Annotated in this window: 15 protein-coding genes; 8 read left to right on the top strand and 7 right to left on the bottom strand. The window is 56.7% G+C overall.

Annotated elements, in window-relative coordinates:
• Positions 1-145: 145 nt before the first annotated feature.
• Entirely contained in the window at positions 146-2,155 is a 2,010-nt protein-coding gene (locus E8L22_RS16205; RefSeq protein ID WP_162604856.1) for a glycosyltransferase, read from the top strand.
• Between the two features lie 85 nt (positions 2,156-2,240).
• On the opposite strand, the gene E8L22_RS16200 is transcribed toward E8L22_RS16205, so the two are convergent.
• The 4 genes from E8L22_RS16200 to E8L22_RS16185 are packed head-to-tail and all read right to left on the bottom strand — an operon-like array spanning position 2,241 to position 7,433.
• On the bottom strand, positions 2,241-4,367 hold the full coding sequence (locus tag E8L22_RS16200; protein WP_136526190.1) for a hypothetical protein: 2,127 nt from the start codon (positions 4,365-4,367) through the stop codon (positions 2,241-2,243).
• A 26-nt stretch (positions 4,368-4,393) separates the two neighbouring features.
• Positions 4,394-5,353: a WxcM-like domain-containing protein gene (locus E8L22_RS21910; protein ID WP_136526189.1), complete on the bottom strand. Its 960-nt coding sequence runs from the start codon at positions 5,351-5,353 to the stop codon at positions 4,394-4,396.
• 3 nt (positions 5,354-5,356) lie between these two features.
• Positions 5,357-6,319, bottom strand: a complete 963-nt coding sequence (locus E8L22_RS16190) for a glycosyltransferase family 2 protein (protein WP_136526188.1) — start codon at positions 6,317-6,319, stop codon at positions 5,357-5,359.
• Positions 6,320-6,332: 13 nt separating this feature from the next.
• Positions 6,333-7,433: a DegT/DnrJ/EryC1/StrS family aminotransferase gene (locus E8L22_RS16185; RefSeq protein WP_136526187.1), complete on the bottom strand. Its 1,101-nt coding sequence runs from the start codon at positions 7,431-7,433 to the stop codon at positions 6,333-6,335.
• Positions 7,434-8,069: 636 nt separating this feature from the next.
• Between E8L22_RS16185 and E8L22_RS16180 the strand changes: the two genes are divergently transcribed.
• The 7 genes from E8L22_RS16180 to E8L22_RS16150 all read left to right on the top strand — a co-directional run bounded on the left by E8L22_RS16180 (position 8,070) and on the right by E8L22_RS16150 (position 16,132).
• Positions 8,070-8,330 carry a DUF4160 domain-containing protein gene (locus E8L22_RS16180; protein WP_136526186.1) on the top strand — a complete coding sequence of 87 codons (261 nt, stop codon included), beginning with the start codon at positions 8,070-8,072 and terminating at the stop codon, positions 8,328-8,330.
• The gene (locus E8L22_RS16175; RefSeq protein ID WP_136526185.1) at positions 8,285-8,617 is read left to right on the top strand and encodes a DUF2442 domain-containing protein; all 333 of its coding nucleotides are present in this window, start codon (positions 8,285-8,287) and stop codon (positions 8,615-8,617) included. The genes E8L22_RS16180 and E8L22_RS16175 overlap by 46 nt, the downstream gene beginning before the upstream one ends.
• Positions 8,618-8,820: 203 nt before the next feature.
• Positions 8,821-9,468, top strand: a complete 648-nt coding sequence (locus E8L22_RS16170; RefSeq protein WP_136526184.1) for a fibronectin type III domain-containing protein — start codon at positions 8,821-8,823, stop codon at positions 9,466-9,468.
• 444 nt (positions 9,469-9,912) lie between these two features.
• On the top strand, positions 9,913-10,176 hold the full coding sequence (locus E8L22_RS16165; protein WP_136526183.1) for a hypothetical protein: 264 nt from the start codon (positions 9,913-9,915) through the stop codon (positions 10,174-10,176).
• Positions 10,177-10,292: 116 nt separating this feature from the next.
• A complete protein-coding gene (locus E8L22_RS16160; protein WP_136526182.1) occupies positions 10,293-12,152 on the top strand; it encodes a tetratricopeptide repeat protein in 1,860 nt (619 codons plus the stop codon).
• Positions 12,153-12,287: 135 nt separating this feature from the next.
• Positions 12,288-14,057, top strand: coding sequence for a tetratricopeptide repeat protein (locus E8L22_RS16155; RefSeq protein WP_136526181.1), 1,770 nt, complete (start codon positions 12,288-12,290; stop codon positions 14,055-14,057).
• 290 nt (positions 14,058-14,347) lie between these two features.
• Positions 14,348-16,132 (top strand): tetratricopeptide repeat protein, encoded by a 1,785-nt coding sequence (locus tag E8L22_RS16150; RefSeq protein WP_162604855.1) that lies wholly within the window; start codon positions 14,348-14,350, stop codon positions 16,130-16,132.
• Between the two features lie 189 nt (positions 16,133-16,321).
• Here E8L22_RS16150 and E8L22_RS16145 read toward each other — a convergent pair whose 3' ends face one another.
• The 3 genes from E8L22_RS16145 to E8L22_RS16135 all read right to left on the bottom strand — a co-directional run bounded on the left by E8L22_RS16145 (position 16,322) and on the right by E8L22_RS16135 (position 20,998).
• On the bottom strand, positions 16,322-17,110 hold the full coding sequence (locus E8L22_RS16145) for a hypothetical protein (RefSeq protein WP_136526179.1): 789 nt from the start codon (positions 17,108-17,110) through the stop codon (positions 16,322-16,324).
• Positions 17,111-17,633: 523 nt separating this feature from the next.
• A complete protein-coding gene (locus tag E8L22_RS16140) occupies positions 17,634-17,939 on the bottom strand; it encodes a hypothetical protein (protein WP_136526178.1) in 306 nt (101 codons plus the stop codon).
• Between the two features lie 149 nt (positions 17,940-18,088).
• A complete protein-coding gene (locus E8L22_RS16135) occupies positions 18,089-20,998 on the bottom strand; it encodes a hypothetical protein (RefSeq protein ID WP_136526177.1) in 2,910 nt (969 codons plus the stop codon).
• Between the last annotated feature and the right edge of the window lie 10 nt (positions 20,999-21,008).

Genomic DNA, 21,008 nt, shown 5'->3' with positions numbered 1-21,008 from the left:
CGTTAAGGTATAAATGTCCAAATTACAGCCTTTGCTCAACATCACCCTACACCCTCTGCGATTCGTACGCTCGGTCGATCGCAACACCGTCCGCCTTGCCTTCACGTACATCAAAAGAGGGGATTTAAAGGGGTTATTTTCCGGCTTGGACTATTTCATCGGAAGGGTCTCGGCCACCACACCTTTCAAACCGCTTCTTTTGCATGGTGTAATATCACCAGATGCCCTCCTATCTGTTCCGTCCAGTGAGTCCCCGACCGTCTCTATTGTCATACCCGTGCACAATCAGTGGGATTTCACCCACTCATGCCTCGCCTCAATCATCCAGCATAGCGGTGACGTTGAATATGAGATCATCATCGCAGACGACGTTTCCACCGACAGAACAGTCGACATCGATCAACTGGTTACCGGCATCACCGTGGTACGGAACACTACAAACCTAGGTTTTCTGCGCAACTGCAACAACGCGGCAATGGCGGCCCGGGGGAAATACCTTCTGTTCCTTAATAACGACATCAACGTACAACCAGACTGGCTCCTTCCACTTGTTACGCTGATGGAGACCGACCAAAGCATCGGCATAACCGGTTCGAAACTTGTATATCCCGACGGGATGCTACAAGAGGCCGGCGGTATCATATGGAACGATGCATCCGGCTGGAACTTTGGCTGGAGGGACAACCCGGAAAAACCTGAATACAATTATGTGAAGGATGCTGACTATATATCAGGGGCCAGCATCATGGTGCGGCGCGATCTATGGGAGAAAGTGGGCGGCTTCGACGAAAGGTACGCCCCGGCTTATTTTGAGGACACAGACCTCGCATTTCAGGCACGCAATCTTGGCTATCGCGTCGTGTATCAGCCCAAATCCGTAGTCGTGCACTTTGAAGGGGTGTCTCACGGCAAGGACATGGCAACGGGTGTCAAAGCCTATCAGGAAGTGAACAAGAAGAAGTTTCTCGAACGCTGGCGAGAAGTTTTAGGGCGTGACCATTTTCCCAACGGGCAGGAAGTATTTCAGGCGCGAGACCGTAGCAGGTACCGCAAAACCGTCCTCGTTATAGACCATTACGTCCCGACGTACGACAGGGACGCAGGCTCCTTCTTCATGTACAGCTTGCTCAAAGCACTGGTAGCCCTGGACTATAAGGTCGTTTTCTGGCCCGACAACCTGTTTGCGCATCAGCCCTACACTGCCGTCCTCCAGCAGATGGGCGTAGAAGTCATTTTCGGCTCGAACAATCTGAACGATTACCTGAAGCAATTCGGCAGTTTTTTCCACGCTGCCATCCTTACCAGAAACCACATAGGGATCAAGTATATCGACACAGTGCGTCGTCATATCCCGAAGGTTATTTATCACGATCCGGACCTGGAATTCGTTCGTGAAGGGCGCCGCCTCGAGAAAGACGGAGGGAGTTTAAAGGAACTGGCAAAGATAAAGGAGCGCGAACTCTACCTCTTCCGAAGCTGCGACATCATCGGCATCCACAGTCCCGTCGAGCGCGACATCATCTTGAAGGAACTGCCGGGGTCCCACGTAGAAGTCATCCCCCTACCGGTAAACGACGTCGAAGCATCTCAGGCTCCTTACGAGAAAAGAACCGGGCTCCTTTTCGTCGGTGGGACGCACCCGCCGAACGTAGATGCTCTGCGCTACTTCATACAACAGATCCTTCCACCACTTAGCATGGAAGTCCCCGGAATAAGACTGACGGTTGCGGGAGAAGTGTCACACCACGAGCTTAAGGGACTCGATCTCAGTCTCGTAGATTTCACGGGCTATGTCAGCGATCTTCGACCGCTCTTCGAGAAAGCCCTAGTCTATGTCGCTCCACTTCGTTTCGGTGCAGGGATCAAGGGCAAAATCATCGAAGCTGCCAATTACGGCATTCCTGTTGTGACTACCTCAGTTGGCGCGGAGGGGATCGGCCTGGTTGACAGGGAAAGCATCATGATAGCGGATAACCACACTGACTTTGCACACGCCGTCTCGGAGTTGCACCGCAACCAGCAACTGTGGGAGAGTATCCGGGACAAGGCAAGGGAATTCGTTACTTGCAACTTCTCGCAATCAGCCTTTCAGGGAAAGGTCGGAAAGATCATGTCTGAGCTTTGCGACGACACAGGGGAAGGAGCCCAAGCCTAAACCTTGGCCTCATCTCAAGCAAAACGGGACAAAGTAGCCAAGCGAGGCTTTACTTTAAATCAAGATCCGGATGAAGTGAGAATATTTAACAACAAGTTGAACCTGCCCCGCGTGGGGCAGGTTCAACTATTCTAAGGCCGCAAATCACCAGCCACAGCAAAAATGCGGAAATGCTCACAGCTCGATACACGTTGAGATTGGGAAACTCAAAGTGGGCAACCATACGGTATTTTCCTGAAGGCAGATCCCACGCTCTTAGCCCTTCCCCTATACTCGTTGCAGCTATTTTGAGTTCCGAGTTAGCTGCTCTCAAATCAGCCACCCATCCTTTAAAATAGATCTCATTCTCCACCATCAACCGTGGGCTCTCCAGTGATATCTCGTAAGCGATTTCATTGATACCGTAGGCTTTCTGATCAACGCTCTCATTCGGTGCCAAAGGGGCAGGTTGGCCGTGCCGCAGCAACAGTATACTCCACGGGCTTATCATGATCTCTTTCGTAAGAGGATGTCTTTCAATCTCCTCCCGTGCCGTCATCTTGGTTCCGCCAAGGTCGGAAGTCATATAGTTTGCCGTCAGATACCCGGCCCAAGGGAAAAGCAAGTTGTCCTTTGCGTCAATACGCCGCGGACGTGAAGGCGGAGAGTTCTTAAGCGCTTCGTATATGGCGAGTTTTCTACCGGCACCAAGGGGGTACCCGTAAGCCTTGTAGCCCGAATAAGAGTCTCCATCACGCCAGGCACTTATGGTAACTCCAGGCCTGTGCAACTCTATCTTTGGAAGGACCCGGAAGCCGTCTCCCAAAACAAGCAGGGCAAGGAGTACCAACGCTGCGTCAATGGGGATCCACCGCTTCATGGCGACACTAAGAAGCACCGCGAGGGTCAGTACGGAAACAGCCAGAAAGGCTGCAAATTGAAGCGATGAAACCGAAAGCAAAGGATCGATGCTCTGAAAGTAAAAGTACCCGGAACCGATGAAGACAATTGAAGCCGACGCTCTGGTCAGCAGCGCAGCTAACCCTTGAGGCGCATGAGACAACGATTTCAAAGCTACGGCAGCCAAAAGGATAAGAATCACCCCAATGAAGATACGGTAGTCGCTCGTCGGGAACCTGGAATAGTTCAGTGGCGGGAGAACTTTTGTGATGAGGGTGAAGAACGGGCTACGTGGGCCTGGCACCATCAACAGCGCAAGAACTAACAGTACGACTTCGATCCAGTATTCCTTTAACTTCTGGAAGGGCAGGAAGAAACATAGGATCACAGCGGGCAAAGTGACGTAGCAGGAAGTCATCGAAATTTCGCTCGGCAGCGACGCATTCGAGAGGTAAAGCGTTGGGATCTCTGTCAGCCACAATCCCATTTTCTGGATGGTGGCCGACGTCTGCTCTCGGGTGAGACTTGCCTTCTCCACCCATGTCGGTCCGAGGTGGACGATGGACATGGCAAGCCCCACAATGGTAAGCAGCAATGCAGGAAGGGCTATAGAGCCCGATCCGACGAGGGACCTCGAAGCAATGTAGCTTCGACACGTTTGCAGCACGACATAGATCGCAAGCATGAACAGCCCGGAGATGAAATTTCCAGGGTATCCTCCGGTCGCCATCAGATAGATAAAAAGCGGAATGAACAGGTTCCTCGGCTTATTCCCGAAAAGGTATTGCTGCCAGATTGGCCTGAAGTTTCCCTCCCCGCCCTCAGGTTCGAAGGAAAAGACGAACAAAAGCCAAGGCATGAAGGCAAAGGCTCTGATGATGTCGACATGTTCGGCATTGGAATAGAAACCTCCGAAGAACTGGAACATAAGGGCACCGATCAGCGGTATCATGCGCCCCCCCAATTTCAGCCGGAGAAGGAAGAACATCCCGAAGCCCCCGAAAAGAACATGTAAGCACTGCAGTATGACGGCGGCTGTGAGAGTATATGGCAGGCCAAGTGCGGGAAAAATCCAGAGCGGGGGATAGTAAAGCCCCGATTGAAGGTTCAAAGCCAGAGGGTACCCCATGGCTTGAAACGGCACCCATTGCGGGAAAAGCCCCTGATCCACGGCAGAGGTCCAGAATGCCGTGAACCCGTAGTATGCCTGGGCGAAATCCCAGGGGAAGAGATAGTGGTTGAAGTAATGTCCGCTAAAGACCAACAGGTTCTGGATGGTGAGTATCAGCAACGGAAAGGCAACATCCGCAACAGCTTCCTTACGCAATTTCATTTCAAGGTACCTTTAACGCCCGGATCTTATCCCTGCATGTCCTTATTCGGAATGTAAGAAAGATATTCCTCGTAAGAACGGATATAGTCCTCAGGATCATAGGGGTGAGATGCGTACACCGACAAAATCGCATCGTGGGTGAATTTGTACTGGATGCCCCAGACATTCGGCGGCAGATACACTCCGGCGGACGGGCTATCAAGTGAGACTTCGCAGGTATCATTACCGTCGTCGAGGACTATGCTGACCTTGCCCCTGATCACCATCAAAAACTGGGCGCAGACCTTGTGGGCATGTTCGCCGCGCACCTTTCCTCCCGGAACATTGAAAACCAGAAAGTGCCGCGTTGGGTTAAAGGGGAGGTCTTTTCCGAAATCGATCGGGGAGAGTTCCCCTCTCATGTCTGAGAAGCGTGGCAGCGGGTAGAGCACAGCCCCGCCGACCTGCAGACTCACGGGTTCCGTCACAGACTGCAAGTCAGGTGCACCAGCGGTGAAACTTCTGACCTTCTCCCTGCTTATGTTGACGTAGCCGCTTATCGTTGCGGGGTTTCCGGTGACAATGGCATTGGGCGGCACGTTCTTCGTCACCACGGCCCCCGCACCGATCATCGCCTTGGCACCTATCTTCAGTCCCGGAAGGATTGTCGCATTGGCACCTATCGACGCACCATCGCCAATGCACGTTTGAGCAAAGGCCTCGGGGTATTCTTTCGATCGCGGGAAGATATCGTTAGTGAAGGTGGCGTTTGGGCCGATGAAAACTTTGTCGCCTATGCGCAGGCCGTCCCAGATTTGCACGCCACATTTGATGGTCACGTCGTCGCCAATGACGACGTCGTTTTCAATGAAAACGTTGTCGCAGATGTTGCAGTTCTTGCCGATTTTCGCTCCCGGGAGCACATGTGCAAAAGCCCAGATCCGCGTTCCACTGCCGATCTGCCTGCTTTCGCAGATGCCGTGAGCATGCACGAAGACGTCATCCATGTATCAATCCTTCCTGTTAAATTCAGTGTGGTTCTGGACTAATGCCAGCGGTCGCTTTTTCGTATTTTCGAAGGCCCGCCACAGATAAGAGGCTATGATCCCTTGGGTAAACAAAAGAGAGGAGGCAAAAAAGACCTGCAGCAAAATAAGGGTCGTGTAACCCGGAACTTCGATGTAACCGAGAAGATGCGCCAGCAATGTCGTGATCCCGAAGAAGAAGGAGACGGCAAGTCCTATTCCACCGGTCCACAAAAGGATGATAACCGGAAGCTCCGAGTAGGAAAAAATGCTATCAAGCATGTACTTGAACCGGGAGCGAAACTTCCACGCGCTTTGACCCTTTTCGCGAGGCAGCCGCCGATAAGGAATGAACTTTCGTCTGAACCCCACCCAGAACAACTGCGCGACAAGCGAGGAGTTCGGCTCGGAAATCGACAAAATCGCTTTCCTTACCAATTGGTTGCAGCCGAAAAGGTCGACGCCCCCCTTAGGCATATCAGGAGAAACCAGCTTTCGATAAAGAGCCCAGAAGGCCGCCGAACATAGGCCGGAGATAAAGCCATCATCCCTCCCCGTGCGCATCCCGAAGACCACATCGGCCTCGTCTTCGTCCAACACCGCAAAAAAGGACGTGATCAATTCTGGTGGCTCTTGGAGATCGGCGGCCATTACCGCGCAGTATTTGCCGCATGCGCGTTCAAGGCCTATCCGGATGGCGGCAAACGAACCGTAGTTTCGAGAGAGGGCGACCAGTTGTGAGGGGAAACCGGCCTGCGGAAGAGCCTTGTAAAGCAGGGAATAGGAGTGATCCGGCGAGCCATCCACGACAAAGACTACTTCCATCTCCCGGCCGACCGCATCGTGCAAGCGCGTGAGAGCGACCAACAGGTCATCGATGTTTTCTTCATTTTTATAGACCGGGATGATGAGGGAGTAGTCAGGAGTGGAAGCGCTTTCTTGGCTCATGCAGTTTCCTCGATTACCGGTGGGCTTGCAATGCGCTGACCACAAGGGATATTTCGTCTTCAGTCATCTCGGGAAAACAGGGCAAGGTGAAAATCTCGCGGGATGCCGCGCGACTTTCGTGCAGGTCGTGAACTACCATCGGCAAGCCTTGCTGGCTGGGCTGGTCACAATCGAGGGTCGGGTAGTGAACATCCGTCGCAACGCCGGCCTCGGAAAAAAGAGCCCGGACATGGTCTCTCTGCCGATGGCGACAGACGGCGAGATGGGCTACGAAGGCAGGGGAATCGGTGTACCAGGAATTGAATGCCGCTGAAGCGGCAGCTCGGTATCGGTGAACGATTCGGCGGCGCCTCTCGTTCCAGTTATCCAGGTGGGGGAGCTTGGACAGAAGGATCGCAGCTTGTATTTCGTCCATACGGCTGTTTCTGCCATGAGGAACAGTGCTGCAGTAGCGCTGGGACCAGCCGTACTGACTGAGCGCCCTGATCTTGGCCGCGATATCAGGGGCGTGACACGCTATCGCCCCCCCATCTCCCATGGCCCCCAGGTTTTTTGTAGGATAGAAGCTGAAGGTGGCGAGATCTCCGCAGCTTCCGGCACGCTTCCCGTTCAATAAAGCGCCGTGTGCCTGAGCGCAATCTTCGATAATGACGACATCCTCTCGGCCCATGGCGGCAAGACCTGCGCGGAAAGCTCCGACCTCTGCCATGCGACCGTAAAGGTGTGTCACCACCAGTGCGGCAGTGTCCTTTGTCACGGCAGCAAGGGCATGCTGCGGAGACATAAGGAGAGTTTCTGGATCAATATCGACATATACCGGGATCGCACCGATGATTCTGCAAGCGGTTGTCGTGTACCCACCGGCATTGGCTACAGTGATGACTTCGCGCTCCTTTGCACCCGCCGCTATGAGCGATATTTCTAGAGCATCGGTGCCATTTGCGACAGTAATCACAAACGGGACGCAACAGTAAGCCGCAAAGCTTTTCTCAAACTGATCCACACTAGTGCCAAAAAGCCACCGTCCGCTAGACAGCGCCGACTGCACAGCTGTATCTATTTCCGTCGCGAGTTGCTGATATTGCCTCAGAGGTGCTTGTAAAGGAACCGACATGACCCGCCTAGTTTTAGGAATATTTTGTGTGCGATAACTAAGTTTACGCTTTCCACTTATCACACTATTATCATTTATAAAAGGGTACTATTGACCACATTTTCAACAAGACACAGGCGGTTATGAATTCCTTCAGAAGCATCAGAAGATGTCTTTCAAAAGTAGCACAGCAACCGATAGCATAATTGTTAATAATTAGAGAACAAAAACATCACCAGATCCGGCTAAACAGCCCCCCTCGACGGCTTTGTTTTGTTTGTTGAATGGAGGGGACGTGACTGTTTTGATGCAAGCACAGTAAGAAGGCAAAACGACTAACAGGGATGAAGGGGATTAAAGGGATAAGGCTTAAACCTGCCTAAACGGCTGAGATTCTTGTCACGCAAAGACGCTAAGGCGCAAAGAAAGGCAAAGATCAAACGATCTTGGGTTTAAAACGATTCCTGTTTTTTCTTCGCGTCTTTGCGGCTTTGCGTGAGACAGGCTTTGCCTGTATCCCCTGCATCCCGTTCATCCCTGTTAAATGGCTTTGCGCTTTATGTAAGATTTGCTTTGCGGCTTTGTGCCGGACCGCGTGGTAAACTTGACGCTCTTTTCGTTTTCACGTACCGTGAGCAGTAGCGTTCCGGAGGGAAAATGCCGACTATCAGCATGTTCTACGGAATCGTCATCCAGATGTTCTGGGCGGATCACGCCCCTCCTCACTTTCATGCTCTTTACGCTGAATTCGAGGCACTGATAAACATCCAGACACTTGAAGTGATAAGGGGACGTCTGCCGAACCGCGCGTTGTGGTTGGTTCTGGAGTGGGCAAACCTCCATAGGGACGAGTTGCTGAAGGATTGGGAGCTATGCGAAAAAACACAGATGCCGGAAAAGATCTCCCCACTGGTATAGATGTAGTGCCGACCGTCGTGCCTGCTGCGGATTGGCGGGTGGCTTCCGTCTCCCACCTGCCAGGTTACAGACTCAGGGTGCGCTTCAATGACGGAACGGAAGGTGTCGTCTTCATGGGCGGGTTCATCAATTCTCCTGAGGCTGGCGTCTTCGAAGTCCTCCGTGACGAAGCGTTGTTCGCACAGGTAGCACTACACTTGGGAGCGGTGACCTGGCCGGGAGATCTCGACCTGGCTCCCGATGCGATGTATGAAGCGATTCGCAAAACCGGCGAGTTCCGTCCCTGACACACAAGGCTTTTCCGGTTTAAACCGAAATCTGTTGTTGTTCAGCCTTCTTTGCGCCTTTGCGGCTTTGCGTGATAACGCTTCTCGGGTTTGCGCCTCTCCCCTTGACCGCCGCCTCTAAAATCTTACGCGTAACGCTTGACATTTCTTAGACCCATTTAATAATCTCTTTCCGGCAGCTCACTACACCATGGGAGGCAACGATGAGCGAGACTCACGATATCCAAAGCCTTAAGGAACTAAGCGACGGGGACCTGGCGCTACGCGCGGAAAACATCGCCGACATCATGGACGGGCACGGAGCCTTTCAGGAACCGAGGTCTCGCTGGGCTCCGACGGGGGACCAACTCCGCGAGGAGGCGCAGTTGGTCAAGCAGGCATCGCACGCGGCAAGGCTCGACCCGACCAAGGAATCCGAAAGAGTGGCGGCACGAGAGAAGTTGATACAGACCATAAGGTATTGTTGCCAGTGCATCGTGATGTATGCAACCTACACCAAGGACCCGGGGGAGTTGGACACCATAGGGGTGGACAGAACGCACAAGACTCCGCGGAATTGGGCGCTGAAGATCCCGGAGAAGTTCCACAGATTCAAAGCCACCCACGGCAAGGAGTCCGGATCGGTGAAGTTCCATGTCAACAGCTGGGAAGGCAAGGCAAGCGTCGAGTTGCAGTTCACTTACGGCCCCCCGGATCAGGAAAGTTCATGGCAGCGCCTGATGGTATCCAACTACTGCCATTTCACCCATAACGGGTTGGAAGCGGCGCGCAGAGCCTTCTTCAGGTCCAGGCTGATCAACAACGCGGGAATCGGGCCATGGTCGGACGTGGTCGAGCTCATCATCCTCTAAACGCGAAGGCGGCTGCACCAGGTGCAGCCGCCTTCATCGTTTGTTCCCCATCCCCTTCGTTAGCCTCCTTTCAACAAGCCGATCGCGGGAACCCATCAGCAGTAACGACCGCCCCTTCGCTTGTCCGCATTTCTCCACGCGAAATCTCCCCTTTGACGTCTGCCGAAGCCTACACGGGGCTCCACTGTTTCGGCCGTGGCTGCGATAGCGCAATCTCCGGATCTCGTTATTTCGCGGCCAACACTGAGATCTTAGCGCGAAACAGTGCAAGTCCCGATCGGGATCTCACTGTTTCGCGACGAAACAGTGCAATCCGGAGATGGGAACTCGCTGTTTCATCCCGAAAACGTGAGATTCGGAGGCAAGATCTCACTGTTTGGGTTGGGAACCGTGAGATTCGGGGCGGGAATCTCACTGTCAGCGTATGAATAGTGAGGTTCGAAGGTGGAATTTCACAGTTTCGTCCAAGACAGCGAAATCGCGACAGGCGACCTGAAGGGTTCATCACGCGAAGGAGCAAAAAAGCCGCGGCGAAAGGCGATCAACAGGGATGAAGGGGATGAAAGGGATGAAGGCTTCAAACCTATAAAGGGGAAAAGCCTCAAAGACGGTCCTCACGCAAAGACGCAAAGAAAGGCACAGTCAAAGGCGATCAACAGGGATGAAGGGGATGAGCATCCCCGTTACATTCTTTGCGACTTGGCGTGAGAAGATGTTCCGTATTCCCGGCATTTGTGGTAAGTTGTGCCGTGGCACGGCGGTCTCTCGCGCCTTATTGTCATGTGTCTTTACTGTTATCAGTCTCTTTTGTTCACGAGGCCCAAATGCAGCAACTTTCTCCCGCCTTTTCCTCCCGACCTCGGCACCTGCTCGCGGTCGTGCTGATCGCTTTGGCGGCTCTGGCCGCCTACGCCAACTCCTTCGGCGTTCCCTTCGTCTACGATGACATTACCTCGATCGTGCAGAACCGGGTGATCCGCGATCTCCCCGCCTTTCTGCAGGGCGAGGGGCTCAAGTACAACCCGCGCCGCTTCGTGACTTACCTCTCCTTCGCCTTCAACTACGGGATGGGCGGGCTCGACGTCACCGGTTACCACATCTTCAACCTCGTCCTGCATATCGCAACAGGCATGGCGCTTTACGTCTTCACCCTGGTCACCCTGCGGACGCCGCGCCTTCGCTCTTCCAGGCTCGCGGGGTTGGGCACGCCGGTGGCACTCCTGTCGGCGCTTCTCTTCGTCTGCCACCCCGTCCAGGTCGAAGCGGTCACCTACGTGGTCCAGCGCACCACGGCGCTCGCCGCATTTTTCTATCTCCTGTCCGTCCTCATGTACGCCATGGCCCGCCTGCAGGAGCGCAGGGGCAAGGCGCTATCTCTTTTCGCGGGCGCACTCATCGCCGCGGTGGCGGCGATGCTCTCGAAGGAAATCGCGGCCACCCTCCCCTTCGCCGTGCTGCTCTACGAGGTGAGCTTTTTCAACGCTTCCCGGCTTACTCGCCTGCGTCTCGCGGCTCCCCTCATCGCGCTCTCCTTGCTGGTCCCGCTCATGCTCATGGCGGCCGGGCGCCCTGCGGGTGAGCTTCTTTCCGCGGCGGACCGGTTGACGCGCGAGACGGAGCTCATCCCGCGCGGCCAGTATCTGACGACCCAGTTCGAGGTGGTCGCCACCTACCTGCGCCTGCTCATCCTCCCGTACGGCCAGAACATCGACCACGACTACCGCCTCGCCACCGGCTTTTTCGCGCCGCTGGTGTTTCTTGCCTTTTTGCTGCACGCGGCACTGTTGGCCCTGGCGGCTTGGCTCTACCGCACCGCGTCCGGCGCCTCCGGCGACCCGGCCCGGCGCCTGATCGGCTTCGGGATCTTCTGGTTCTACCTTGCCCTGCTTGTCGAATCGAGCGTGATTCCGATCCGGGACGTGATCAACGAGCATCGCCTCTACCTACCCTCCATCGGCCTCGCCCTCGCGTGCTCCGCCGGGCTCATCCTTCTTCTCGAGCGTCGGCCGAGACTCCTCAAAGCTGCGGGGGGGCTCATCGTCCTTTTGCTCTGCATCACCACATGGCGGCGCAACGAGGTGTGGAGGAGCGAGCTCACCCTCTGGTATGATTCGGCGAGCAAGTCGTCGGTGAGCGGGCGGCCGTACCACAATTACGCGAAGGCCCTCTCCGAAGCGGGTGACCACGGCAAGGCCATCGTCGCCTATCAGGTCGCCATCAGACGGGGGACCGCCTCGCCCGACACCTACGTCAACCTCGCCGCCGAATACGAGACGCTGGGAGATCAAGCCAGGGCGGAAGAGTTTTACCGCGCCGCACTCGCCTCGGATCCCGCTCACGTGACCGCGCTCACGAGGCTCGCCATACTGCTCCTGCAACGCCCCCAGGCGGCGCAAGAAGGCTTCGCCCTTCTGCAGAAGGCGGCGCAGGCCGCGCCTGCAAACCCCAACGTACAGTTTAACTTAGGCGCAGCTTACGAGGCGCACGGAGATCTTGCCGCCGCGGCGGAGCATTACCTGCAGGCCGTGGCGCTCAACCCGTCCTACGCGAAGGCCCACTATACTCTGGGCGAACTCTACCGCAAGGCAGGGCGCCCCGACCTTGCGGCGCCGCATCTGCGCGCGGCACAGGAGCTGGAGCCCCCCCAAAATCAACGCAAAGACGCGGAGCCGCAAAGACGCTAAGACCAGATTTGGGTAAAACATAAAGCCTTCTTAGCGCCTCCGCGCCTTGGCGTCTTTGCGTTAAGTCTTTGCTTTCTCTGCAGTGGCTGGAACACCGAGGCACCTTGCTTGAACATCGTGAAGGAAACACCTGCTATGAAATTGTTATCGAGACCCGCCTTTCATCTGTTCCTTGTCGCCATAGTCGGCCTGCTGGCCTATGCGAATTCCTTCACGGTCCCCTTCTTCCTCGACGACCAGGGGTCCATCGTGGAAAACGCCCTCATCCAGGACCTGCACCGCTTCCTCTCGGGGGCCGGGTACGCTTACAACCCGCGCAGGTTCGTGGGCTACCTGACCGTCGCCCTCAACTACCACTTCGGCGGGATGGACGTGACCGGGTACCATGTCTTCAACCTGGCGGTCCACCTCGCCTCCGCGTGGCTCGTGTACGGGCTCGTCCTGCTTACGCTTCGGACCCCTTTTTTCACGGAGCACCCGGAAGCCCCCCTCGAGCCTGAACTCCCCCGGTTCATCCCGCTCTGCGCGGCGCTCCTCTTCGTCTCCCACCCGATCCAGACCCAGGCGGTCACCTACATCATCCAGCGCTTCGCCTCGCTCGTCACGCTGTTCTTCGTCCTGTCGTTTTACTGCTACGGCAAGGCCCGTGTGCTCCAGCAGCGGGAGGGGAATCTCGGGAAGGCGCTCATGCTGTACGCAGGCGCCGTCGTTGCCGCCGGCTGCGCCATGAAAACCAAGGAAACGGCCTTCACCCTCCCCTTCGTCATCCTGATCTACGAGTTTCTTTTCTTCCGCATGAGCGCGCTGAAAAAGCTCATCCTGCTCGCCCCGGTCGTCCTCGGTTCGCTGGTCGTCCCGCTCAGCATCTTAGGGACGGGCCGCCCCATCGGGCAGCTTCTTTCAGACCTCGACGCGGCAGCCCGGGTCACCCCGGCTCTGCCACGCCTTGATTACCTCTTCACCCAGTTCACCGTCATAGCAAGGTACCTGCGCCTGCTCGTTCTTCCCGTGGGGCAGAACCTGGATTACGACTTCCCGATCCAGCACTCCCTCGCCGCCCCGTCCGTGCTGCTGTCGCTCGCGCTGCTCCTGGCCCTCCTCGCCTTTGCCCTGTTTCTCTTGCGGCGCAGCGCGCAGGGAGAGCCCCTGCTGCGGCTCGCCTCCTTCGGCATCCTCTGGTTCTTCGTCACCCTTTCCGTCGAGTCGAGCATCATCCCCATCCCGGACGTCATCTTCGAGCACCGGGTCTACCTCGCCTCGGTCGGCGCCTTTGCGGCGCTTGCCGTTTTCGCCTTCTTGCTGCTAAAGAGGTACCCGGCCCGCGTGCGTGCGCTCGCGCTCGGCGTAGTCGTCGTGGTGCTCACCGCCGCCACTTTCGCGCGCAACCAGGTATGGCAAAGCGGGATCAGCCTTTGGTCCGACGTGGTGCAAAAGTCCCCGCAAAAGGGGAGGCCGCATTACAACCTGGCGCGTTTTCTGGCGCAGGAGAACCGCAGCGATGAGGCACTTGCGCACGCCCTTCAGGCGGTCCGCTACGAGCCGTCCAACCCGCTGGCCTACAACCTGATCGGGCAGATCATGGGGAAAAACAGGAACTACGTGCAGGCGGCCGCAGCGCTCGATGAGGCGATCCGGCTCGACCCCGGGTTCGCCAGCGCCCATATGAACCTTGGCGACGTCTACCGGCTTACCGGGCTTACCCGGAAGGCGCTCGATGAATACGAGATTGCCCTGAGGCTGACGCCGGGCGACGCGAGCATCTTTTACAAGATGGGGCTCGCCCTGGCGAACGCCAACGATATGGAGAAAGCGGTGGTGTTCCTGCGCAGTGCTGCGCAAATGGCGCCGGCCGTCCCGCTGTACCGGGCCGAGTTGCAGAGGATGGAGCAGATGCTGCATAGGTGAAGAGACCTTTGCCGCCGCGGCGCGTAGCTTTTTTAACGCGCCGCCGCAGGGCGCAAAGAAAGGCGAAAAGCACTCTAACAGGGATGAATGGGATAAAGGCTTGAAACGATTCAAAGGGTAAACCTTGAAGGCTCTCACGCAAAGACGTTATCCCTTTCATCCCCTTCATCCCTGTTAATCGTCTTCCAGGTTGGTCCTCCCCCTTCGCAGAGGGTCGGCCATGTTTACTGCGTCGAGGGAATGCACGCATGTTCCCCGGAACGCTAATGAATCGTTGTGAAAGGGCTGATATGGCACACAGAACTCTCTTTAAGCACCCGGTCTTCCATCTCCTGTTGATCGCGCTCCTGGGCCTTGTCGCGTACTCGAACTCCTTCCACGTTCCTTTTATCTTCGACGACGAGACTTCCATCATCAACAACAGCGCGATCAGGGACCTGAACGGTTTCCTCTCCGGCGGCGGTTACGCATACAACCCGCGCCGCTTCCTGGGCTACCTCTCGATCGCGCTCAACTACCGCTTCGGCGGGCTTGAGGTGGTCGGCTACCATGTGGTGAATTTCGCCATCCACACCATCTCCGCCTGGCTCGTCTACAGCCTCACCCGGCTGACGCTTTCCACCCCCTTCTTCACGGAGGGAAGGCCTGAACCGGACGGTGAGGCACATCGCCCGGTAACCAGCTTCATCCCTCTTTGCGCCGCCCTCTTGTTTATTGCCCACCCGGTTGAGACCCAGGCGGTCACCTACATCATCCAACGTCTCACCTCGCTTTGTGCCCTTTTTTACCTCGTCTCGCTCTGTTGTTATGTCAAGGCACGCCTCGAACTGGACTTGGGCGGCAAAACGACGCGTTCGGTCATCCTCTGGTGTCTCGCCTCTCTTGCCGCGGCCGGAGCGGCCATGAAGACGAAAGAGATCGCCTTCACGCTTCCTTTCATCATCATGCTTTACGAGTTTCTGTTCTTCGGCCTGCCCACCGCGAAGAAGCTTATGTACCTCGCCCCCTTCGCACTCACCACGCTTGTGGTGCCCGCGAGCCTTTTGGGGAGCAGGATGAGTATCGGGCAGCTCATCTCGGACGTTACTACGGTGACACGTGTCGAGACCGGCATTCCGCGTCTGGACTACCTGCTCACCCAGTTCCCCGTGGTGGTAACCTACCTGCGGCTGCTGTTCTTCCCGGTGCATCAGAACCTCGATTACGACTTTCCTGTTTATCACTCACTATTTCAGGCGCCGGTGTTCCTGTCGCTACTCCTTCTGCTAGCCCTTTCAGGCGTCGCCCTTTACCTTCTGCGCTCGACCGGGCGCGAGTGGAGGCTTGTTTCCTTCGGCATCCTCTGGTTCTTCATCACCCTCTCGGTTGAGTCCAGCTTCATCCCCATCGCCGACGTCATTTTCGAGCACCGTGTCTATCTTCCGTCGGTCGGCATCTTCATCGCGCTTGCCGCCCTTGCGTCCTTACTTTTCCGGAGGCTCTCCGAGCGTGGTGCCTTGGCGGTGGTCGGGGTCGTCGCCTTGATCCTTGCCGGCGCCACCTATGCCCGCAACGAGGCATGGGGAAGCGCACGTTCCCTTTGGTCGGATGCAGCGGCCAAAGCACCGGGGAAGGCGCGCCCGCACTACAATCTCGCCATGGCCCTGGAAAATGCGGAGCTCCCCAAGGAGGCGCTGCGCGAAGCCGCCACGGCGGCACGCCTCGCGCCTACCGACCCGAAGCCGCTCGACCTCATCGGGACGATATTCGGAAAGCACGGGAAGTACGACGAGGCAATCGCGGCGTTCAGCGAGGCGCTGCGGCTCGACCAGTCCCTTCCGAGCGCGCACGTGAACCTCGGGGACGCTTTCCGGCTGAAGGGGCTCACCAGGCAGGCGCTGGAACAGTATCAGCAGGCGGTGCAACTTACCCCGACGGATGCGGACATCTACGACAAAATAGGGACGGCGCACATTATGAACAGGGACATGGAGAAGGCCGCGGTCTTCTATCAGTGCGCCGTTAGTCTCGCGCCGGGGAATGCGGCGTATCGGCAGGATCTCATGGGGGCACAGGCGGCGCTTGGTCGGCACTAACCAACCAAAGCTTGTCACGCAAAGACGCAAAGGCGCAAAGAAAGGCAAAAGCTGAGGCGATTAACAGGGATGAAGGGGATTAAAGGGATAAGGACGTAAAAACAACAAACGAAGGGTTAAACCTTAAGGCTTTTCACGTAAGGCACAAAGGCCCCCGCCGCTAGACGGGGGCCTTTCTTTATGCATCGGCTACTTGATGTGGCAGGTGAGGCAGATTTGCGATCCGGCGTTCGGCGATAACAGTAGATAGTTGACCGAAGTGGCGCTCACTACGTCTACGTTTTTCTTGTTATGGACGTCATGGCATGTGGCGCAGGTCATGATGGGTCCGTTGCTCGTCGCGTAGAGCCGGTCCGCGATCGTCAGGGTTGTATTGCCGATATAGGTTGCGGCTTTCTGACGTATCCAGTTGTCCTTGTGCACGCCACTTGGTCCGTTGTTCTGGGTGCTATCGGAGGGGCTGACCGGCGGATTGCCTGTGACGGGGCCGTTGGCAACACCGCCGTCGGATTGGTCAAACACGAAGCCGATCGGGTGATCGTTGTTCAAAGAACCCTCCAGGCCGACGGCCGGCGCGCCGAATGCGTCGCTAGTGAGCGTTTTGTTAGCCGTGGTCGCGTAATGGGTATCGACAGCGACTGCGCCATCATGGCAGCTCATGCAGAGCTTGCTCGGCCCGTCCATCATGGTGGCCTGCGTTATGGTCGCATCGATGGTGGCGGATGCGTACGGAATATAGGTGGTACTGGGGAGCTGGTGAGACCAGAGCGGCAGGTAGTCGTTTCCCTCGGTGAGGGCGTGGTGCGGCGTGTGACAGAAGGCACAGACTCGCCCCTGGGTATCCTGAGTCGCACCAGTATACTGATTCATGTCGTGGATGGAACCCACGACCCCGGATCCGGGGGTCGTACCTCCCAAAGCAGCGCTTGCGGAAACTGCAACGATACCCAGTACGGACAACATCATCTTCTTGTTCATGATTCTCTCCTTTTTTCATTGAAGTGATGAACATCATGATGCGGTTGCTACTGATTTCATTGCATTTCAGTTCAGACCTACCCCCTCCTTTCATTTAATTATCTACACCCAACCCTTCGTCCGACAGTGACTCAACGATATTAGCTTAGTCCCCGCAATGCAGGGTAGTAGACGAGCTTTCTCCGGCGCGTTGAAATTGTGACCTGCACCTGCGGTGCTGACGTAAATTCCCTCTGCCGTTGTTCGCAACACACAAAAGCTTAATCGGATGTTCATGGAAAACATTTAGGGATTTTACGTACAAAGCTCAGCAAAAACGGATGTTTAGGAAGTAGAGCTGGTGTTTTGACGTATTTGGGCGTGCAGGAGATTGTGCGAGGGAAGACATCCGAAGGAAGGGCTGTCTGGGAGACAGCATCAAGCTGATCGATGATCTTTAGGTGGTAGGGGACTTCGCGGGGACGGCTTGGCGCAGCGGATGTCTGCCGCCGCGCACCTCGCCAAATCGCGGGGAATTTTTTTTTTAGTCGTCGCTGTCGGAGCCGGCCCTCAGGCGTCTCGACAGAAGACGCGCCTTACGAGCTTCTTCCTTGGCCTTGGCAAACTCCGCGGGCGTCTGGGGCTGGGGTTTGCTCTCTACCGGCCGTGCTTCAACGGTTTGTGCTGGTGGCGTCGCTTGCGTCGTTTGCACTGTTTCCGGGGATTTTTCGCCGGTCATTTCAACATAAAAGCCGTTTTCCGTTTCCCTTATGATGGCCTCCCCGGCCTTGGCTGTCTGTACCGACAAGGCTATCCCGAGCATGGCCATAAGCGTTGCGACTTTGATCACGGCACGTCCCCCCTCTTTTGCTGAACAACGAGTAAGAAGCTTAACCTATTTCTCCACGAAGAGCCAGATTTCCTGCACTTCGCCCATAAAAAGACCCCGCCTCTTTCGAGGCGGGGCAAGGTATTTCATCAAATCTTACTCAAGAGGTACTACGGACGCTCGAGAGCGTTCCAGACCAGGGAGGTGCGGTTGTAACCAGCGAGGTACTTGAAGGACTCGGTGGTGGTGCCACCTGCAGTGGTGTCTTTCACGTACTTGACTGCGTCGTAGGCTACAGCGGAAGCACCAACCGACATGTTGATGTTGGTGTCGTCGAGGAAGTCGATGGTGTCGTAAAGCAGCCTGCGTGCGTAGGTCCTTGCGTGAACGTATGCGGCCGGCTCACGCTTCAGCAGGTTGATGTTGAAGCAAGCACCCATCAGTTTCTCAGCCTGAGCTGCGGTCAGCTGCCCACCGCGGGTCCAGTCCTTCACGGCGCTGTTGTTGTTGCGTGCGTCGTAGAAGTAGGGGTAAGCAGCCTGGTTGTAGGTGATGCCGTAGTTGGCGGAGAGTTTAGCCAGTGCCAGGGACAGAGCGTCCTGGAACGGTACGGACTGCTCTTCTACGAACACGGTTTTGAAGTTGTCGGCGGTAAGGGTGGTGGTGCCCTCTGCGGTGTGGCAGTTCACGCACACTTTGGTGAAGGCATCTGCGCCGATTTCAAGCTCGTGGTTGCCGTTTGCATAGTGGCAGGTCGCGCACGGACCACCTGCAGCGATGCCCATCTCAGCGGTGATACCGTGGTCGCCGATGATGGCTGCGGTACCCAGTTTGCGGTGGGTGGAGGTCAGGGCGCCGCCGTCTGCATCGGAGGTAAGGCTCTTACCGTAGGTGCTGGTGCCGATCACGGTAGCCGGATCGATGAAGTTGGTGTAACCGTTCTTCACGTACATGAGGCCGGCAGCAGCCATGTAGTGGGAGTTCACGAAGCTCTGGTTGGTGAAGGTGTTGCCTGCTGCGGTAAGAGCGGTGATGGTCTCGCCGCTAGCCTGGCCGCCGTGGCAGGTGATGCAGACGTTGGATGCCTGGACGTCCGGGTAAGAAGCGTTGACGCCTTTGAACTTGTAGTCAGCGGTGGTGATGGCGCCCGGGTTACGGAGCTCACCGGTGTCTGCGGACTTGTGGCAGCCCCAGCAGTAGAGCAGTTCGTTCTGGTTGGACTTCTTGTTGGTGCTGGTCCAGCCTACGAGGTGGCTGAAGTCGTTGTTTGCCGGGTTGTAAGCTACCGGGTTGTCAAGGTAGTTAGCGGAACCGGTGGAGGTATGGCACTTCTGGCAGCCTTTGCGGTCGGAAGCGGTGCCGGTGGAGTCATCCCAGTTGTAGTGTTCCCAAGCCGCGCCGGTGGTGCCGGTTACGCCGGCAGCCATGGTGGCGGCAGCGGTAGCCTGGGTCCTGCTGAGGGTAGCGTTGTTTGCAACAAAGGCATCCCATTTCTGCTGGAGGAGCTTACCAGCGTGGCCGGATTTAGCCCACTGGGTCTGGATGCTCGGAGCCTCAAGCTGGGAAGCACCAGTCTCGACGTTGAAGTCGTGGCCGTGGCAGTCGGTGCAGGCGCTCTCTTTGTTCCAACGGATGTTGTAACCTTCGACGTAGGTGGTGGTCAGGCCAACGCCGGTGGTCGGAAGGTCGTAGTGGGTGGAAGCGATGTTACGGTACCAGTCTTTGTAGTGCTGGGTCTTCTGCACGGTGGCGGTGCCGCTAACGGTGGAACCGGAAGCGATCGGGGTGCCGCTTGCGTTAACAACGTTGTGGCAAGAGGTGCAGAGTTTGAACTGGTTGGAAGCGGATGCGCCACCTGCAGAGTACTTCGGATCCCAAGAAGCCGGGGTGGACTGAAGTACGCTGTCGTGGTTGTTGTGGCAAGCGTAGCAGCCGACGGTGGTCAGGATCTTGTTACCAGCGGCATCAACGTTAGTGATGGTGGTGAAGACCGGGTTGTACCCGCCGAAGTCAACGCCGCTCTGCTTGGCGAAGTTCTGGTAACCTTCAGTGGTGTGGCAACGCTGGCAGGAGTTGGTGTCGTGGCCGCTTGCGATGGCGTAAGCGTGGCCGCCACCCTGAACCCTGGCGACGAGGTCTGCGTTCCTGTTGTTGTGGCAGGTGAGGCAGGAGTTGGTGGCTGCAATGTCAAGTACGGCAACTGCTTCGTTGTTGGCAGCGCCCGGAGCGGAAGCGACAACCTTGACAGTGTAGTTACCCGCGGTTGCGAAGGTGGCGTACGCGGTAGCGGTGCCTGCAACGGGGGTGATGACCACGCCGGTAGCCGGAAGTGCGCTGAAGGCGTAGGTTACGCCGGCAACGTTGGCAGCGGTCTTGCCAGCGTCCAGCTTGACGGCCTCGCCCATGTTAGCGACGCTCTTGCTGACGGACAGAGCGGCTTTAACAACCGGTGCCAGGTCGAAGGTAGCGGTAACCGACGGGTTGGAGCTGGCCGGAACCACTACGGAAACGACTTCGCCCTGAAGGCCGGCAGCAGTAACGCCAGCGACGGTTGCAACTTTGTAGTTGGCGTTCGGGTAAGCGGTGACCTTCACATAGCCAGTGCTTTTCAGACCGGCGATGCTGACCATGCTCCTGGTGCCGAAGGTCTTACCGGTGCTGTCACATGCCTGCAGCACGATACGGCCCATGGTGGTGTCCGGCTGGGAAGCGGCTACGGTAAGCAGGTTCTGCTTGAAGTAGACCACCAGGGACTGGCTGTTGTCGATCGGGGAACCGGAACCGATGGTGTAGGTGCCGTCGCCGCTGTTGGCTACAGGTGCGCCGTTCACGATCACGGAGGAGACGGAGTAGCCGGCTGCCGGGGTGACGGTGAAGGTCTGGCTGTTGCCGATCACGTTCTCGGCTTTGTAGTACCCGATGGAACCGGTCGCCGGTGCTGCTACCGGGAGGGAGATGACCTTGGTGCCGTCAGTGACGGACCCCTGGCCGCTGCCGATTTTCGCCGTAACGGTCCACGCGTGGGCGAATGCCGGGAGAGCGAGCAGGAGGGTAGAGACTAACCCAACTTTTCTCAACATATATGTTCTC

Origin of the sequence: Geomonas ferrireducens (assembly GCF_004917065.1) — a bacterium.
Classification (GTDB): domain Bacteria; phylum Desulfobacterota; class Desulfuromonadia; order Geobacterales; family Geobacteraceae; genus Geomonas; species Geomonas ferrireducens.
The sequence above is the reverse complement of the archived record's forward strand: the minus strand, read 5'-3'. Positions and strand labels throughout refer to the sequence as shown.

Excerpts from the sequence above, each read along its gene's own strand:
- E8L22_RS16200 (WP_136526190.1), bottom strand. The coding sequence starts at position 4,367 with ATGAAATTGCGTAAGGAAGCTGTTGCGGATGTTGCCTTTCCGTTGCTG.
- E8L22_RS21910 (WP_136526189.1), bottom strand. The coding sequence starts at position 5,353 with ATGGATGACGTCTTCGTGCATGCTCACGGCATCTGCGAAAGCAGGCAG.
- E8L22_RS16190 (WP_136526188.1), bottom strand. The coding sequence starts at position 6,319 with ATGAGCCAAGAAAGCGCTTCCACTCCTGACTACTCCCTCATCATCCCG.
- E8L22_RS16185 (WP_136526187.1), bottom strand. The coding sequence starts at position 7,433 with ATGTCGGTTCCTTTACAAGCACCTCTGAGGCAATATCAGCAACTCGCG.
- E8L22_RS16180 (WP_136526186.1), top strand. The coding sequence starts at position 8,070 with ATGCCGACTATCAGCATGTTCTACGGAATCGTCATCCAGATGTTCTGG.
- E8L22_RS16175 (WP_136526185.1), top strand. The coding sequence starts at position 8,285 with ATGCGAAAAAACACAGATGCCGGAAAAGATCTCCCCACTGGTATAGAT.
- E8L22_RS16170 (WP_136526184.1), top strand. The coding sequence starts at position 8,821 with ATGAGCGAGACTCACGATATCCAAAGCCTTAAGGAACTAAGCGACGGG.
- E8L22_RS16160 (WP_136526182.1), top strand. The coding sequence starts at position 10,293 with ATGCAGCAACTTTCTCCCGCCTTTTCCTCCCGACCTCGGCACCTGCTC.
- E8L22_RS16155 (WP_136526181.1), top strand. The coding sequence starts at position 12,288 with ATGAAATTGTTATCGAGACCCGCCTTTCATCTGTTCCTTGTCGCCATA.
- E8L22_RS16150 (WP_162604855.1), top strand. The coding sequence starts at position 14,348 with ATGGCACACAGAACTCTCTTTAAGCACCCGGTCTTCCATCTCCTGTTG.
- E8L22_RS16145 (WP_136526179.1), bottom strand. The coding sequence starts at position 17,110 with ATGAACAAGAAGATGATGTTGTCCGTACTGGGTATCGTTGCAGTTTCC.
- E8L22_RS16135 (WP_136526177.1), bottom strand. The coding sequence starts at position 20,998 with ATGTTGAGAAAAGTTGGGTTAGTCTCTACCCTCCTGCTCGCTCTCCCG.